The organism is Methylotenera sp. (genome assembly GCF_013141425.1).
In the GTDB taxonomy this organism is placed as follows: Bacteria; Pseudomonadota; Gammaproteobacteria; order Burkholderiales; family Methylophilaceae; genus Methylotenera.
In genome coordinates this window covers 1-17241 of sequence record NZ_JABFRA010000045.1, presented here as the reverse complement: position 1 = coordinate 17241, position 17241 = coordinate 1, and the positions used below count along the sequence as shown (strand labels likewise).

Genomic DNA, 17241 nt, shown 5'->3' with positions numbered 1-17241 from the left:
ATTAAGCTTGCCTGCATGCGTAAATACCTAAGATAATAAACGCTTTAAAATTCTCGACAATTACCATGCACACACTTATTTGCGGTTCGCTTGCATTCGACACCATCATGGTGTTTCAGGATCAATTCAAAAATCACATATTGCCCGATAAAATTCACGCTTTAAGTGTGGCTTTTTATGTGCCCGAAATGCGCCGTGAGTTTGGTGGAACTGCAGGTAACATTGCCTACAATTTACAGCTTCTCGAAGGCAACCCGCTCATCATGGCCACGGTAGGTGAGGATTTCACCACCTACGCTCAATGGCTCAATCAAAATAAAATCAATCCTAAACACATTAAAACAATTGAAAATAGTTTTACCGCGCAAGCTTTTATCACTACAGATACAGACGATAATCAGATTACCGCCTTCCATCCTGGTGCGATGACGGAGTCGCATCAAAATAGTGTAAATGAGGCTAAAAATGTGACGCTGGCGATTATTGCCCCTGACGGTCGTGATGGCATGTTTCAACATGCGCGTGAATGCTTTGAAGCGGGCATTCCATTTTTGTTTGACCCTGGTCAAGGCTTGCCAATGTTTAATGGCGAAGAACTTTTACAGTTTATTGCAATGGCCGATTATTTAGCGGTGAACGACTATGAATCTCAAATCATTCAAGACAAAACTGGGCTAAACCTAGACCAACTCGCACTAAAAGTTAAAGCCTTAATCGTTACGCTTGGTGGCAGTGGCTCTCAAATTTATGCGGAGGGTCAACGGTTTGACATTCCGTGCGTTAAAGCGGTTGAGATTGTTGATCCAACAGGGTGTGGAGATGCTTATCGCGCAGGTTTACTTTACGGCATTGCAAAAGGTTGGGATTGGCCAACTTGTGGTAGGTTAGCTTCTACAATGGGCGCTATTAAAATTGAAAGTCGTGGTGGGCAAAACCACAAACCTACACGCGCGGAAATTGAAGCCATTTACACTCAAGCACTGGTAAATGAAACTAAATTGGATGTATAACCATCAAATACATTGAACTAACATTAGGGAGAATAAAATGAAAGCAACACGTCTATTAGCCATTGGTTTATTAAGCTTGTTTGTAGCGGCATGCGCCAGCTCAAATTCTGGTAGTGTATACAGTCGCGATGACGCGCGTAAAGTTCAAACTGTCAGAACAGGTATCGTAGAAAGCGTTCGTCAGGTAAAACTAGAAGGCACTAAAACACCCATCGGAACTGTTGCAGGCGGCGCAGTGGGCGGTATTGCAGGTAGCTCAGTTGGTGGCGGCCGTGGCAGTGCGATTGCAGCAGTTATTGGAGCGGTAGCGGGCGGAATCGCGGGCTCAGCAATTGAAGAAGGTGTGACACGCAAGGACGGCTTAGAAATTACTATAAAGCTTGATGGTGGCGGCTTAGTGGCAGTCGTTCAAGAAGCGGATGAAGCATTTAATATTGGTGAAAAAGTGCGCCTTATCGAAAATGGCAGCACCACGCGTGTTTCGCATTAACTGCTGAAATTCATTCAGACAGCTTCGTCTCAGGGGTAGCAATACGACTATCCTGGAGATTTTTTTACTTTACTTGCCAAAGAACTACAAGTTCCATACAGACCGTCAATAAACCGTCACATATCCTTCATAATTCTTTAATTTTCACACATTAAAGTCTTCTTAATTAAAAAGGAGGCAGTCAATGTTAAAGAAAGAAATGCTGACGTTTAACACGGCAGGAAATAATCTAAAGCACAAAATCCCAGCATTTTCACAGGATAGGCGTCTGTCCATTGGTCTTGCGCACAGCCAACTTGAGGTTCAAGAAGCGCAACGCTTACGTTACAAAGTATTCGCAGAAGAAATGGGAGCGCAATTATTAGGCTCTGGTGGATTGGATGTAGATGGATTTGACCAATATTGCGACCACCTGATTGTAAGGGATACAGACACCAATCAAGTGATCGGCACCTACCGAATTTTAAATCCAGAGAAAGCGAATGAAGCTGGCGGTTACTACTCTGCAGCCGAGTTTGATTTAAGCAGAATAGCACACTTATTTGACCGCACTGTTGAAGTGGGTCGCGCATGCGTACACCAAAATTATCGCAATGGTGGCACAATCACCATGTTATGGGCAGGCTTAGCTAGATACATGCAAACTCACAACTACGAATACATGATAGGCTGCGGTAGTGTAAGCATGGCAGATGGTGGCCACGCAGCAGCAAGTTTATATCAACGATTGCAAGATGAGTATTTATCACCTTTGGAATACCGTGTATTTCCTCGAAATCCATTACTAAACAACTCATTACGTACCGATATGCAAGCGGCTTGCCCGCCTCTGATTAAGGGTTATTTACGCCTTGGCGCATATATTTGCGGCGAGCCCGCATGGGATCCCTATTTCAACACAGCCGATATGCTGGTAATGTTACCCCTTTCTAGAATCAACCCGAGATATGCGGCACATTTTCTAAAGTAAGTACTACAAATAGCTTACTTTAATTGGATGCTAGGCTATAAACTTACACTTGCCAATAAAATCAAAGAACACCAGCAATCGAATCACACGCTATTTCAGAATTAGCCGTATTGTCACGCATACACTCGTGGGGGTAATTATTGCGAGCTTAGTGTTCCCAATTGCTAGTAAATCTTTAAAAAATAAACTCATTAAATGGTGGTGTAGACGATTACTGGCGATATTTAACTTGCGCATCACCAGCCATGGTCACATCCCCCACCCAACCATGTCGGGTGCTATGGTTGTTGCTAACCATATTTCGTGGGTCGACATTCATGCTTTGAACAGCATTGTACCGTTAAGATTTATTGCTAAATCAGAGATTAGCAAATGGCCTGTGTTTGGCTATTTAGCTAAAAAATCTAATGTGTTGTTTATCGATCGAGATAAGCGACAGCTCGCAACGCGCATTGTGACCATGACCTCTAAAAGCCTATTGGAAGGTGATAATTTATGTATTTTTCCTGAAGGCACAACGACGGATGGCACCAATATACTTCCGTTTAAAAGTAGCATCATTCAAGCCGCCATTCAGGCTAACGCCTCCATACACCCGGTTGCCATTCGCTATCCAAGTTTAGATGGAAGCAACAATATCAGTATGGCCTATGCAGGAGAAACCACCATGATAGAATCGATACAGCAAATCTTGCTACAGAAAAACCCTGCAGTTGAATTGCATTTTTTGACACCCATCATCACCGCAGGGCGATCAGAAAATGCTAAAGGCCGCCGTGAATTAACCTTAAGCATTCAAGCTTCAATTAGACAAAAATTAGATTTCTAGACCCGTACTTATTCGAAGCAACGAAGCGACCAATCTCGCCTGATAACTGGATATAAACTAATCCAAAAACAGTTTATTTAACTTATGGTCTATTTTGATGGGCTTATCCAGTGGGTGCGATTGCACTTGAGTAATTTCTTTTGTTTCCAGGTTTAAAGCGGTAAGTTGGCCACCCCATAAGCAGCCGGTATCGAGCGCGTATACCTTAGGTCGTTGCTGCAAACCTAACGCTGACCAATGTCCAAAAATCACTTGCGAATCTTGCGTTGCTCGATTTGGCACATCAAACCACGGGATAAATCCTTTAGGCACGTCAGGCAATTCCCCTTTGAAATCAAAATCCATCGCGCCGAGTCCACTACATACTCTTAATCGCGTCATGGCATTGGTTATCACGCGCAACCGATCCAATCCAGTCAAATTGTCATGCCAGGCATCTGGCTGATTGCCGTACATATTGGCTAAAAAATCCAGGTAATCTTCTCCTTGGAGTGCAGCCTCAACCTCTGCGGCATAACGCAATACTTGCTCTGCTGACCATTGCGGCAATAAGCCAGCATGTACCATCAAATATCGCTTATCTGACGTTACCCCTTCTTGATACGCCAAATGCTGGTGACGCAGCCAATCGAGCAATATTTGGCAATCATCGGCTGCCAGCAAAGCATCCAAGGTGTCGCCTTTATGCGCTCTTAGAAAGCCAGCTGCGACGACCAGTGCGTGCAAATCATGATTTCCTAGCACCACTTTCAAGCTCTCTCGATGCGCATAGCACCAACGCAATACCTCGAGTGAGCCACTACCACGGTTGATTAAGTCACCGACAAGCCAAAGCTGGTCTGATTTTGGGTCAAAGCGTATGCGTGTTAACAATGCTTGAAAAGCATGAAAACAACCCTGGATATCGCCAATTGCATACCTTGCCATGATTTACTCGCTATCAATAAAAAAGCCACTTATGGAGATAAGTGGCTTTTTATTTATTTCTATCTTGTGATTAAACTTGCAATATATTCTTGCAATATATTGAAGATAAAAAAGATCAACCAGCCCTAGTCTAATCTGAATTAAAATCCAGCGCCCGCTTCGTTTGCCATATATTTCACGGCACTCGCGACTTCAGAATCCGACAAAGCCGCATTACCGCCCTTAGCTGGCATCATACGAATCCCTTTTGTCGCATTGGTCACCAAGGTATTGTAACCTTGTGCAATTCGAGGCGCCCATAAACCTTTGTCACCAAATTTAGGTGCATTCATCAAACCTGCACCGTGGCACATCGCACAAACGGCTTTATAGACTTCCTCACCACTTTTACCAGCAGTTGCCGTGACTGGAGTTACAGTGGCGGGCGCTGCCACTGGCGCTACAGCGGACGGCTCTACTGCTTTCACTTCTTCCGCTGGGGCAGCTGCAGGTTCAACAGCTTTCGCTTTAGGAGCAGTAAAATTTGCGCCACTGGCATTCGCCATATTGGCCACTGCATTTGCAATCTCGCCATCGGTCAAAGCCGCATTGCCACCACGTGCTGGCATCGAGCGAATTCCATTAATCGCATGACTCACCAACATATCGTAGCCTTGTGCAATTCGTGGCGCCCACTGAGCATTGTCGCCTATTTTTGGTGCATTCATCAGGCCCGCAGCATGACACATACCACAGACAGCCTTCACAACCTCTTCACCGCTTTTCTCTACATGCGGCCCCGCATCTGCGCTAGCGACTTCAACTTCGGCAACTGGCTTAATATTTGCTTCAACCTGAGTATCAACCACCACAGGTTTCACAGCTTCAGGTGCACTCGTCACTGACAACTTGGCAATTAAAGAAATAAGTAAGGTAAAAGCTAAAATTGTGCCTGGAATAACGATGATTAGTTGCTTAAATGTGGAGCCTTTGTATGCATTATCTTGATTGCTCATAACGATGAATTCCTAATGGTAGATTGTTGTTGGCGTTATTATACCTTCACTTTTAGCTTGGGCGAAAGGACTTACCATTTCCAACAATATGTCGCTCAGGTAATAAGCCAAGTGAGGCGATGGTTTGCTATAATGCACAGCTGAATGCGCCCGTAGCTCAGCTGGATAGAGTATTGGTTTCCGAAGCCAAGGGTCGTGAGTTCGAATCTCGCCGGGCGCACCAGCAGTGATTAACTTAAAACATGATTAGGCTTGTTTGCTGATTTACTGCAGAAAAATAAACTGGGAAATAGATTTAGATATCCATGCCAGAACATTTTAATATCATTATCATCGGCGCGGGCCCTAGTGGGCTATCCGCTGCGATTCGTGCGAGTGAGCAAAAAGTTTCTTACCTGTTATTAGAAGCAGAAGCCGCGCCCGCCAGCACGATACGAAATTACCAACGCGGAAAGTTAGTGATGTCTGAGCCGCGGGGCTTACCAATTCGGAGTCCGTTGCCGTTTACCGCTTCTTTGCGAGAAACGGTACTTGAAACTTGGGAAAGAACAATTGTAGATTTCCAAGTCAATGTACGTTACGAAGCTAAAGTCGTCAGTTTAAAACGCGGCAAAAAATGGCTCGAAATTACGCTAGCAGATGGTAGCAAGCTAACAGCGGAACATGTGGTTTTAGCGATTGGCGTGCAGGGCAACTTACGTAAGCTTAATATTCCTGGCGGCGATTTACCGCAAATTCAGTATCAACTGGATGATCCGCAAGCTTACCAAAACGAGACAATCGTGGTTATCGGTGGTGGTGATAGTGGCGTAGAAAACGCATTGGCGCTAACGGGTCGTAATCAGGTAATAATTCTAAACCGTGCTGAAGATTTTAGTAATTGTAAAGATAGCAATCTCAGCCAATTAACCGAGGCTCGAAAAAATGGCGCGCTAGACTGGTTACTTGAAACAAGGCCGCAATCCATCGAAGGAAACGCCAAAGGTGAGTTTCCGATTACTGTTTTTGCCAATACGCCAAATGGCATTGAACGTATTCCCTGCCATCGCGTGATAGCCCGACTGGGTGCTCTTCCACCACGGCCAGTACTGGAGGCGTTTGGCGTCGCCTTTCCAACACCTGATCTGGAAGCACTCCCCTTACTCTCCTCTCGTTACGAATCGAATGTACCCTGCCTTTACATTATTGGTTCGCTAGCTGGCTACCCGCTGATTAAGCAAGGCATCAATCAGGGTTATGAGGTCATTGAATACATCTTGGGCAACCCTGTTGAGCCAGCTGACACCGCGCTACTCAGAGAAAAATTTGCTAATTTCTGTACCGATCGTGGTGTGGATGATGTTTTAGAAAAAATCCGCAAGAGTGTACCGCTATTAGCAATGCTCAATACCTTGCAACTTCGTGAATTAGTGTTAGAAAGCAACCTCCTGCTATCACAGCCAGGTGAATACATTTTCAAACGCAACGACTACAGCACGACCTTTTATTTTGTTGTAGAAGGTGAACTTGACGTCCTGATAGACGATGACAATGTGACAGACGACACTCTCAAATCTGGCGATTTCTTCGGTGAGATGGCGCTGGTATCTGGTCGTCGCCGTCCTGGCACAGTACGCGCCACCACGCCATGCGTACTCATTGAAACGCCGCGTCGTGTAATGCAAAAGCTGATTGGTTCCGTGCCTTCGATGCGGCGCATGCTTAATGAAGTGGCAATTAAAACCGTTGTACAAATTTGCATTGGCCTATCATTAAGTGAACAGGATCTGAATGATTTGGCAGACAATGCCACACTAAAAAGTTACGCGGCGGGCGAAGAGCTTTTTCACGAGGGCGATGAGGCGGATGGACTTTATCTGATTCAAAGCGGCTCGGTCACAGTTTCACGCATGATAGGCGGGCGTGAAGTGGTGCTGTTTTATGTGGCTGCCGGTAAATATGTCGGGGAAATGTCACTAGTCTCGGGGGAACCCCGCTACGCGACTGTGCGCGCTGCGATTGCCACCGAAGCCGTGTTAATTGACGCCGGACGCATGAGTGATATCATCGCACGCAATCCTGAAATACGCAGTGAGTTGGACGCCAGATATCTTCAGCATCTACAGGACCAGGAGAAACTTCAGCAGCAAGAAGCGTCATCTGATAGCAGCAGTATTTCCGGAAATCAATCGACACCCTCTAACCTGATTTCTTTTCTGATTCAGCAAGGCGTGGGTGAGGCCACCGATGTACTTCTTATTGATGAATCATTATGTGTGCGCTGCAATCATTGTGAGCAAGCCTGTGCGGATACGCACGGCGGTGCCACAAGGTTAGATCGAGATGCAGGTCCTATTTTTGCCAATATTCGCGTGCCCACTTCTTGCCGCCATTGCGAACATCCGCATTGCATGAAGGATTGCCCGCCAGATGCGATTCATCGCGCACCCCATGGTGAAGTTTATATTGACGATAGCTGCATCGGATGTGGTAATTGTCAGCAGAACTGTCCCTATGATGTGATTCAAATGGCCGTAATACAAGATCAGCCTGAGCGCAGTCTGTGGCAAATGCTGCTTGGAGTTCAACCAAAAGCATTACCCACAATCGATGGCGCCAAGGTGGCAGTGAAATGCGACATGTGCAAGGACATTAAGGACGGTCCAGTCTGCGTGCGTGCGTGCCCAGTAGGTGCAGCTTTACGCGTCAACCCTGAAGAATTATTAAGCTATGCAGGTGGCAAATCAGCCGAGGCCGCTTTACTCGGTTCGGGCGAAGAATAATGGAAATCATTCATGCAACATAGCAACATTTTCGATTACAAAAAATACCGCTACTTCAAATGGGCTGTCGTCGTCATTCTCATTGCCTTTGCCGGCTACCTGTTGTTTGAGCCAGCCGTGGGTCACTACGGTGGCAGTTGGTTAGGTTATGGGCTTGGTACCCTATCAGCCTTAATGGTGCTATGGATGGCGTGGTATGGCATCCGTAAACGCCGCTACCGTAGCAGCGGCTCTACGCAAGGCTGGTTATCCGCGCACATTTATCTTGGTACCGCAATGACGGTAATCGTTACCCTGCACAGCGGCTTTCATTTTGGCATCAATATTCATACCCTCGCTTACGGTCTCTTATTAATCGTGGTTGTCAGTGGTTTTTTTGGTAACTATGCCTACATGATTTATCCACGGCTGATGACCGAGAACATGGGCGAAGACAACTTAGACGGCTTACTTTTACGTATTGCAGAAACTGACAAATTGGCACGCCAAATTGCATTATTGATGCCAGACGATATAAACAACGCGGTTGCTCGCGCATGTCGCGAAACCTACATTGGCATCAGCTTAATGGAGCAATTACGTGGGTTTCGCGCAGATTGCCCCTCTGCTTTGGCTGTGCAACAACTAACGGTACTAGGCAATAACGTTGTTGCAGAGCAACGTAAACTCTACCGTGACCTGTATTCCATTATGGTAAGGCGCGAATCACTCGTTCGACGTGTGCGACAAGATTTAATGTACCGTGCGCGCTTAGGTTTCTGGCTGTATTTTCATGTGCCATTCACTGTTGCGCTTCTGGTAGCAATGCTAGCGCACATTGTGGCTGTATTTTTGTACTGGTAAGTCATGATTAATTGCCTTTTAATCAAAGTATCACATAATTCGCGTGGAGTACTTTCCCGCAGCTACCGCACACTATCTGCTGAAGAAATCACCATCGGACGTGGGGCGGAATGCACAATACATTTACCTGACCCGCGTCTAGCAATGCATCATGCCGTCATTAAGCGCTTAGATGACGGACAATTACATCTCATCAGAATTAATGGCGAACTGGAGTCACAAGGTAGCATCGTCCAGAATGTAGCACTTTCTAATGGCATGCAAGTAATGATTGGGCCCTATCAGTTAGTCGTCGAACCTGCGCCGCCGGACGTCAATCTCTCGATCTCCTTACTGTTGTTGCATCGCTTACCCGATGATTTTCAAGATCTAAAAGCACGGACACACGAGCCGCTTTATGGAGCTTCGGCCTTTAAACGTCGCCTGTCCATCGCCATGGCTGCCATCATCGCGCTGTTATTTTTAGCATTGCCGCTTGCACAAAATTTAATACCAACACTTAAAGCCACCATGGCGCAACTTCCGTTAGGTTTTGATCGGGTTTGGAGCCCTGGCCACATATCTAATTCGCATTTACACTTCGGCTCGCAATGTTTTAATTGTCATGAAACATTAACGCAAAAAGTTGCTGACTCCGCCTGTGTAAAGTGCCATCAGGATACAGCGGCACATATCGCCAACCCAGCGCTAGAAAAAAGTGTGTTTAAAAGTACCAGTTTATTTTCTGATGGTATTCGCTGCGCAGAATGTCATCTTGAACACAAAGCACCTCACCCTTTGGCTCGGCAAGATAATGCCATGTGTGTTAAGTGCCACGGAAATATTAAAGCAGCTGACCCTAAAACCAACTTAAGCGATGTTAAAGACTTTGACCGTAGCCACCCAGAGTTTAAGTTAACTTTTAGAACAGGCCCCGCAGTTGTTGATTTTGAACGCATTCCTCAATCTGAAACAGAACGCTTGATTGAGCAATCTGGGCTCAAATTCCCACATTCGCAACATTTCGGCAAGGTGCAAGGGCCTGATGGCCTTTGGGATGTACGCAACCTCTCTTGCACTACTTGCCACCGACCTGAGGGTAAAGAAATGCGCTTTGCCGCCGTGTCTTTCAATCGAGACTGTGTTGAATGCCACAAAAGTGAATTAACGGTTGGTCCTGCCAAGGCTACCATTACCGTGCCGCATGGCGCCGAGAAAAATGTTATCAACACCTTACGGTTACAAGCGCCGAAAGATTTTACAACTTATACGGAATCGCTTAAGACCGATGGCTGCGCGTATTGTCATGAAGTTGCAATAACTAAAAAAGGCGATGAATTGCCATGGCGCATCACGCCATTACAGATTAATCAAGACTGGTTTAGTAAGGCCATTTTTAATCATGCCTCGCATCAAACCCAGCAATGCCAATCGTGTCACTTAGTGGAAAATTCAGAAACCAGTGAAGATGTGGCCATGCCCGACAGGAAGTCTTGTCTACGTTGTCATTCGGGTAACAATCCAAAACCTAAGCGCATCGCCAGTAGCTGCATGTCTTGCCATGAGTTTCATAGCTCGCATGCAGCACCTAAAACAACAGCTAAAAAGTGAGGCTTAGTTGTTGCCTATTGCACAACTTCATTAATTTCAATATTTACTTTATCGCCTGGCTTCACAGCTGCAGATTTACCTTGCAGATCGCCCGCTTGTGAAGTTGCATCACCACTTTTTGAAACACGGGCAACAACCAAGACTTCGCTAGCGCTCGAAAGCTTATTGCCTGGCATGAGTGCTGAGTTATCATCCAACACATACTTGTATGGCAACTCTTTTGCCGTTAAACGCACAATGGCCAGTGGCATTGGTGCTCCTTTTGTCGCTTTTGCAAATACAAACACAGTGTCTGTGGGGTTAAGCTTGCTCGATAATGCCGGGGCAATACTTACTGTACCGCTAATTTCAACTGGTCCAGCCACTTTTTCTGCAACAACTGGCTTAGCAACTTGCAGACTGGGTTTGATTCCAGAAACTGCATACGCTTCCGCCAATGCGGCTTTTACATCTGGCAAAACATCGGAATCGGCTGGCAAATCTTGTTGCAGACGTTCCCACAGGGTAATCGCCTCTTTAAAATCTTTTTTATTGTAGGCAATGGTGGCGGCAAGCAATAAAGCCTTGACGTTGTGTGGATCAAGTTTTAGCGCTTGCTTAGTCAGTTCTTCTGGCTTACCAGTAAGATCATGACCATTCACCACGGCTAAAGCATCGGCATAATCGGCTAATAACTGTGCGTCATCAGGAAAAGCTTTCGCTGCTTTTTCATACGCAGGAACTGCGTCAGAATGACGCTTAAGCTCAACATAAGATCTGGCTAATAGCGCCCAACCAGAGCCATCCCCGGGATCTTTCTCTAACTTTCCCTTTAATGACTCCAGCAATGGCTCTAAGTCACTGACCATATTACTGTGGTCCGGAGTTGGCTGTTTACCTGCATCTGCCGAAAAGGTATTAGGCGTTTCGACAGGGATAGTTACCGATGCTGGGCTACCGATTTTATAGTAAATCAAAATCGCTAGTATAGGAATTAACACCAGTAAAATTAAAGCCAAACGACGATCTGGCGTATTTTGTATGGCCGTTACCGGCTCAACCTGAGTAGTACCAATCTCATCCAACATACGGCGCTGAAGTTCACTCATGGCAATTTCGTACTGACTTTCATCAAGCACCCCATTAATTTTGTCTTGCTCAATTTCATCAAACTGCTGGCGGAATATCGCGCGCTTTTCAGCATTTGCATCCGTTTTTATTACTGCACTAGGCCGCGTCAAAACTGGCAAAATTTGGAACAACACAGCCCCAATTAGTAAAAATATAACTATCCAGAATAGCAACATTATGATTCCTTATCTAATAATTCGCTTACTTTACGTGCCTCTTCGGCGCTAAGTGGGGCGTCTGTCGTCATTGTTTGGCGTCTACGTAACTGCAAAAATAAACCGACACCTCCTGCAAGCAACAGCCCAAATGGCCCTACCCATAACAAAACCGTTGATGATTTTAGCGGTGGGCGATAGCGTACAAAGTCACCATACCGCTCAACCAAATAATCCACAATCTCCTTATCACTCATGCCTTTCGTCGCCATCTCGCGGATTTCTCTTTTTAAGTCCAGCGCAAGATCGGCATGTGAGTCAGCTAGTGTCTGGTTTTGACAAACCAAACATCTTAGCTCTTCAGAAAGGCGCTGCACTTGTACTTCAATGGCCTGATTGGCCTCTAGAGGTTGCGCCTCTTCGGCCAATACAATTGTTGTGTGCAAGAGCAAGCAAGCAAGTGCGAGTCGTAATATTGAATATACTTTCATTGCGCTTTCAGCCTTTTAATTAAAGGAATCAGTTTGTCACGTAGCACTTCTTCGGTGATAGGCCCAATTTGCTTGTACGCAATGGTTCCCTTCTTATCGATAACGTAAGTCTCTGGTACGCCATACACGCCATAATCAATGCCTACTTGCCCATCAATATCCATTGCCGTGGCCACGTAGGGATTCCCTCGCTGGTCAAGCCATTGCTGTGCATCCTCACGGGTGTCTTTATAATCCATGCCATAGACTGGCACAAAACCAGTTTTAGCCAATTCAACCAGTAAAGGGTGCTCGTCACGGCAGGCGCCACACCATGAAGCCCACACGTTAAATAGCCAGACCTTACCCAACATTTCTTTAGGCGTAAAAACTGTTTCAGGATTATCGAGTCGCGGCAGGCTAAACTGGGGGGCAGGCTTACCGACTAAGGGTGACGGCACTTCACGCGGATCAAGGTTCAGACCTTTAAAAAGAAAACCTGCAACCACCAGAAAAATCACTAACGGTAATATAAAACGTCTCATGCTACCGCCTCATTCGCTAATGCCTCATCTTTACTGCGTTTTTTTATACGATAGCGTCTATCAGACAAAGCGAGAATGCCACCAAAACCCATCATCAAACAACCGAACCAGATCCATTCCACCATCGGCTTATGGTAAATACGCACACTCCAAGCACCATCCGTTAAGGGCTCACCTAATGAAGCATATAAATCATGTATGACCGCCGGACTAATCCCTGCTTCGGTCATCGGCATATTAGTAACCGTGTACAGTCTTTTTTCAGAGGTAAGTACGGTTCTTTCTACGCCATTTTTGGTAACGCGTAACTGACCACGACTTGCAGAGTAATTTGGCCCTTGAATTTCATCTACACCGACAAAAGTGAAATCAAATCCAGCTAAATGTGCAACATCGCCTGGCGCCATACGAACGGCGATTTCAGACTCATAACCTTTCACAATGGTGACACCAACTGTAAATACCGCAATACCCAAATGGGCAGCCACCATTCCCCACCAAGAACGTGGTGTGGATTTAATGCGTGTAATAAGTGCTTGATCGCTACCGCGTAAGCGTTGATAGACCAAATTAGCGGTAGTTGCAAAGACCCACACAGCTAAGAATAAGCCTAAGCCAATCATGGGAGTTAAATTACCAAGTAGCAGTGGCAATATAATTGCTGTGGCAATACTTACTCCAAAGGCCCAACGCAAGCGTTTAGCGAGTTCTGGCAATGAAGCATTTTTCCAGCGGGCAATGGGACCGATGCCCATTAGGAATAGTGCTGGTGCCATCAACGGTGCGAATACACTATCAAAATACGGAGGGCCGACAGATATTTTGCCAAAACCTAATGCATCTAAAAATAATGGATAAAGCGTTCCGAGTAGCACAGAAATTGCGGCAACCGCCAAAAGTACATTGTTTGCCAACAAGAAGCTTTCACGTGAAATCACGCTGAATTTTCCACCACGACCAATAGTAGGTGCCCGCCAAGCAAATAAGGCTAATGACCCACCAATCACAACTACCAAAAACGCTAAAATAAACAAGCCACGTCTTGGGTCAGTAGCAAACGCATGCACCGATGTGAGAACACCAGAACGCACTAAGAATGTACCGAGTAAGCTTAAAGAAAAGGCACATATAGCAAGTAATACGGTCCAAGCTTTGAAACTTCCGCGCTTTTCGGTCACCGCTAATGAATGGATGAGTGCCGTACCCACCAACCATGGCATAAAGGAAGCGTTTTCCACCGCATCCCAGAACCACCAACCACCCCACCCCAATTCATAATAGGCCCAATTACTACCCGCCATAATACCTAAAGTCAAAAATACCCAAGCCAGCGTGGTCCACGGGCGTGACCAGCGCGCCCAAGCGGCATCAAGTTGGCCACCCAATAAAGCGGCAATTGAAAAGGCAAACGCAACTGAAAAGCCGACATAGCCCATATAAAGCATGGGTGGGTGAAAAATCATACCCGGATCTTGCAATAAGGGATTCAAATCACGACCATCGAGTGCAGCAGGAATTAAGCGTTCAAATGGGTTAGATACCATCAACATAAACAATAAAAAGCCGACACTCACTAAACCCATCACCCCTAAAATACGCGCACGCATATCATCGGGCAGATGTTTTGAGAACAAGCTCACGGCTACCGTCCATATACTCAAGATCATGGCCCACAGCAATAATGAACCTTCATGACCACCCCAAACCGCAGCTATTCGGAATTGAATTGGCAATTTTGAATTCGAGTTTGCAGCCACGTACATAACGGAATAATCCATCGCTGCAAAAGCATAAGCCAAACAGACAAAGGCGACGGCAATGAGAAGAAACTGCGCCCTAGCCGCAGGCCTGGCTAAACCCATCCACACAGCATTGCCACTAGCAGCGCCTATGATAGGGAGAGTACCCAATACTAGCGACACAAGCAAAGCTAGAATCAGGGCAAAATGTCCAATTTCAGGAATCACGTTAATATCCTTTTAATATTTATGCGGGGGTAAAACTTAATACAGTGGAATTTTTGAAATTACGTTAATCGAATTACAGCGGTTCTGCTCAAAATATCTATTTGGGCATCACCAAACTAGTAGAACCTTGAGCCTGCGCTCTTTTCAAAGCTTCAGCGGCTTCTGGCGGCATGTAGTTCTCATCATGTTTCGCCAGCACTTCACTTGCAACAAATATACCGTCTGGTCCTACTTTACCTTGCGCCACAACGCCCTTACCCTCTTTAAACAAATCGGGTAACACGCCTTTATAAACAACTGGCACAGTCTTGGCGGTGTCCGTGATAGAAAAGTGAACGGTTAAACCGTCATCTTGACGTTTTAAGCTATCTGGAGAAACTAAACCGCCAATACGAAAACCAGTGTCATGCGGCACTTCACCCTTGTCAACCTGCGTTGGTGTGTAGAAAAATACCATATTGCTACTAAATGCATTAAAAATAAGTGTTGCCGCTAAGCCTAATAAGGCTAAACCTATGGCTATTAATATAAATCGTTTATGTCGCGCTTTAATGACCATTGTTAATCCTGTTGTGCTAATAGTTTAATGAGTCGCAATGCTGCTTGATTGCGATTGTGTAGAGCTATGACTTCCCAGATTACACAAAGTGCTGTCAATCCGAATGAAAGCCACACATAAAATGCGTAGCCGCCCATATTAAAAAATGCTGACCAACTTTCCCATTGCATTATGATTTTGCTCCTGATGATTCACGCGTAGCGAGTTCCTTCACCCAACCTGAATTACGTTCACGCTCTAAAATAATACAGCGCGCACGTATTAGGGTAACCGCGATGGTATACATCCAAAAGGCTAGTGCCATAATGATCATGCCTTCAAACATCGTGGCTGCCATTTTAGGTGCAGCTCCCATATTGATGCTAGAGCCTTGATGTAAAGTACTCCACCATTTAACAGAAAAATAAATAATCGGCACATTTACCACGCCAACTAAGGCAAGCAAGGCACCAGCACGGTCGGCTTTTCTTGGGTCGTCAATGGAAGATTGTAGTGCGATAAACCCTAAAAATAAAAATAATAAAATCAGTTCTGAAGTTAAGCGCGCATCCCACACCCAATACGTCCCCCACATGGGCTTACCCCACAAGGAACCCGTTACCAAAGCAAGCAAGGTAAATATAGCACCCGTAGGTGCAAGGGCTTGTGCCATCATGGCCGATAATCTAGCATTTAAGATTAAACCTAGCCCAGCCCAAAAAGCCATGGCAACATAAATTACCATCGACATCCAAGCCGCAGGCACATGTACAAAAATAATGCGATAGGCTTCGCCCTGCTGAAAATCTGTTGGCGCTATCGCAAAACTTACGTATAAGCCATAAATAACTAGCACTGCAGCTAACCACGCAAACCAAGGTATCAACAATCCAGCCGTTGGGTAGAAAGCTTGCGGGGAGGCATTATGATAGAAATTATCGTCGAAATAACGTGATTGGCGTGCTAAAGCAGCACCGATTAATATCAAGGCAACATGAACGCCAATGTATTTGGTGCCAGTCACAAAAAGAATCAATGCGGCACCCGTTAAGGCAATAAGCAAACCTAAACCTAATATAATTTTTTTCATGCTCATCATTAAGTTACTCTAAAGAAATTCGTAATGCTGCAGCGGTTGCCAGCGGTGCCAGCACCAATGCTAACAGCGAAATTGCCGCCAACAATGAAAGATGCGCTTGTGGGCTCATTGCATGCTGGCTTGCTGAAACGGCTAGTGACCCAAAAATTAACACTGGAATATAAAGTGGCAATACCAGCAAGGCCACCAACAAACCACTACCCCGCACACCTAAGGTTAAAGCCGCACCTATCGCACCAATTAAACTTAGTGCCGGGGTGCCTAGCAATAATGAAAATACTAAAATACCAATTGCATCACTTGGCAAAGCATATTGCAAACCAATAACTGGCGCCAGCAATACCACTGGCAAACCACACACCAGCCAATGCGCTAAAATTTTGGCTGTCACCATTAAAGCCAAGGGCTGTGGCGACAACAGCATTTGCTCCAAGGTACCATCAGTAAAGTCTGCGGCAAACATTCGAGAGAGCGAAATCATGCCAGCCAATAAAGCCGCTACCCATAATACGCCTGGGGCAATAGTACTTAAGATGGCGGAATCAGAACCTACACCTAACGGAAACAAACTTGATACGATAACAAAGAAAAACAAAGTGGTTGCAATATCAGAGCGTCGACGAAAAGCTAGCAATAAATCACGTTTTAATAAAACAAGCCATGCGTTATTCACTTAACTCAATCTCAGCGTTTGGGTTGTTACAGCATTCACCTGTACATCCTGATGTGTTGTCAAAATTGCCATTCCGCCATTGGATAGATGCTGACCCAGCCGTGCGGCTAAACCTTCGACGGAAGCAACATCTAATGCGGCAAAAGGTTCGTCCAGAATCCACAATTTACTTTTTACTAGCCAAAGCCTAGCCAATGCAACGCGTCTTTTTTGACCTTGAGATAAAACACGTACTGGCAGATTTGCACAGCGTGCTATGCCGATAGCA

18 protein-coding genes and 1 tRNA gene are annotated in these 17241 nt (G+C 45.6%); 8 read left to right on the top strand and 11 right to left on the bottom strand.

Translation table 11 applies throughout. From position 1 onward, the window contains the following. Positions 1 to 65 precede the first annotated feature (65 nt). The 4 genes from HOO90_RS03785 (at position 66) to HOO90_RS03770 (ending at position 3299) form a co-directional block, all read left to right on the top strand. Positions 66 to 1010: a carbohydrate kinase family protein gene (locus HOO90_RS03785; protein ID WP_292839618.1), complete on the top strand. Its 945-nt coding sequence runs from the start codon at positions 66 to 68 to the stop codon at positions 1008 to 1010. Positions 1011 to 1047: 37 nt separating this feature from the next. Next, the gene (locus tag HOO90_RS03780) at positions 1048 to 1500 is read left to right on the top strand and encodes a glycine zipper 2TM domain-containing protein (RefSeq protein ID WP_292839616.1); all 453 of its coding nucleotides are present in this window, start codon (positions 1048 to 1050) and stop codon (positions 1498 to 1500) included. A 184-nt stretch (positions 1501 to 1684) separates the two neighbouring features. Further along, on the top strand, positions 1685 to 2470 hold the full coding sequence (locus tag HOO90_RS03775; RefSeq protein WP_292839614.1) for a GNAT family N-acyltransferase: 786 nt from the start codon (positions 1685 to 1687) through the stop codon (positions 2468 to 2470). A gap of 49 nt (positions 2471 to 2519) precedes the next feature. Further along, complete coding sequence (locus tag HOO90_RS03770; RefSeq protein ID WP_292839612.1) at positions 2520 to 3299, top strand: 1-acyl-sn-glycerol-3-phosphate acyltransferase; 780 nt, start codon at positions 2520 to 2522, stop codon at positions 3297 to 3299. Between the two features lie 57 nt (positions 3300 to 3356). Here HOO90_RS03770 and HOO90_RS03765 read toward each other — a convergent pair whose 3' ends face one another. Next, the gene (locus tag HOO90_RS03765) at positions 3357 to 4226 is read right to left on the bottom strand and encodes a symmetrical bis(5'-nucleosyl)-tetraphosphatase (protein WP_292839610.1); all 870 of its coding nucleotides are present in this window, start codon (positions 4224 to 4226) and stop codon (positions 3357 to 3359) included. A 140-nt stretch (positions 4227 to 4366) separates the two neighbouring features. Then, positions 4367 to 5221, bottom strand: a complete 855-nt coding sequence (locus tag HOO90_RS03760) for a c-type cytochrome (protein ID WP_292839608.1) — start codon at positions 5219 to 5221, stop codon at positions 4367 to 4369. A 146-nt stretch (positions 5222 to 5367) separates the two neighbouring features. Between HOO90_RS03760 and HOO90_RS03755 the strand changes: the two genes are divergently transcribed. The 4 genes from HOO90_RS03755 to HOO90_RS03740 all read left to right on the top strand — a co-directional run bounded on the left by HOO90_RS03755 (position 5368) and on the right by HOO90_RS03740 (position 10416). Further along, positions 5368 to 5444, top strand: a tRNA-Arg gene (locus HOO90_RS03755). 82 nt (positions 5445 to 5526) lie between these two features. Further along, positions 5527 to 7983, top strand: coding sequence for a cyclic nucleotide-binding domain-containing protein (locus HOO90_RS03750; RefSeq protein ID WP_292839606.1), 2457 nt, complete (start codon positions 5527 to 5529; stop codon positions 7981 to 7983). A 12-nt stretch (positions 7984 to 7995) separates the two neighbouring features. Next, positions 7996 to 8826 carry a hypothetical protein gene (locus tag HOO90_RS03745; RefSeq protein ID WP_292839604.1) on the top strand — a complete coding sequence of 277 codons (831 nt, stop codon included), beginning with the start codon at positions 7996 to 7998 and terminating at the stop codon, positions 8824 to 8826. Between the two features lie 3 nt (positions 8827 to 8829). Beyond that, positions 8830 to 10416 (top strand): cytochrome c3 family protein, encoded by a 1587-nt coding sequence (locus HOO90_RS03740; RefSeq protein ID WP_292839603.1) that lies wholly within the window; start codon positions 8830 to 8832, stop codon positions 10414 to 10416. A gap of 14 nt (positions 10417 to 10430) precedes the next feature. Here the strand turns inward: HOO90_RS03740 and ccmI are convergent, their stop codons facing one another. The 9 genes from ccmI to HOO90_RS03695 form a co-directional block, all read right to left on the bottom strand. After that, complete coding sequence (ccmI, locus tag HOO90_RS03735) at positions 10431 to 11702, bottom strand: c-type cytochrome biogenesis protein CcmI (RefSeq protein WP_292839601.1); 1272 nt, start codon at positions 11700 to 11702, stop codon at positions 10431 to 10433. After that, positions 11702 to 12172 (bottom strand): cytochrome c-type biogenesis protein, encoded by a 471-nt coding sequence (locus tag HOO90_RS03730; RefSeq protein WP_292839599.1) that lies wholly within the window; start codon positions 12170 to 12172, stop codon positions 11702 to 11704. Before HOO90_RS03730 ends, ccmI begins: the two co-directional genes overlap by 1 nt. Further along, positions 12169 to 12696 (bottom strand): DsbE family thiol:disulfide interchange protein, encoded by a 528-nt coding sequence (locus tag HOO90_RS03725; protein WP_292839597.1) that lies wholly within the window; start codon positions 12694 to 12696, stop codon positions 12169 to 12171. Before HOO90_RS03725 ends, HOO90_RS03730 begins: the two co-directional genes overlap by 4 nt. Next, positions 12693 to 14663 carry a heme lyase CcmF/NrfE family subunit gene (locus HOO90_RS03720; protein WP_292839596.1) on the bottom strand — a complete coding sequence of 657 codons (1971 nt, stop codon included), beginning with the start codon at positions 14661 to 14663 and terminating at the stop codon, positions 12693 to 12695. Before HOO90_RS03720 ends, HOO90_RS03725 begins: the two co-directional genes overlap by 4 nt. Before the next feature lie 97 nt (positions 14664 to 14760). Then, complete coding sequence (ccmE, locus tag HOO90_RS03715; protein ID WP_292839648.1) at positions 14761 to 15216, bottom strand: cytochrome c maturation protein CcmE; 456 nt, start codon at positions 15214 to 15216, stop codon at positions 14761 to 14763. 8 nt (positions 15217 to 15224) lie between these two features. Further along, on the bottom strand, positions 15225 to 15392 hold the full coding sequence (gene ccmD, locus HOO90_RS03710) for a heme exporter protein CcmD (protein ID WP_292839595.1): 168 nt from the start codon (positions 15390 to 15392) through the stop codon (positions 15225 to 15227). Then, positions 15392 to 16291, bottom strand: coding sequence for a heme ABC transporter permease CcmC (gene ccmC, locus HOO90_RS03705; RefSeq protein WP_292839594.1), 900 nt, complete (start codon positions 16289 to 16291; stop codon positions 15392 to 15394). Before ccmC ends, ccmD begins: the two co-directional genes overlap by 1 nt. 13 nt (positions 16292 to 16304) lie before the next feature. Further along, positions 16305 to 16973, bottom strand: coding sequence for a heme exporter protein CcmB (gene ccmB / locus HOO90_RS03700; protein WP_292839593.1), 669 nt, complete (start codon positions 16971 to 16973; stop codon positions 16305 to 16307). Continuing rightward, positions 16974 to 17241: ATP-binding cassette domain-containing protein (locus tag HOO90_RS03695; protein ID WP_292839591.1), on the bottom strand; the 268-nt coding region annotated here is incomplete at its 5' end.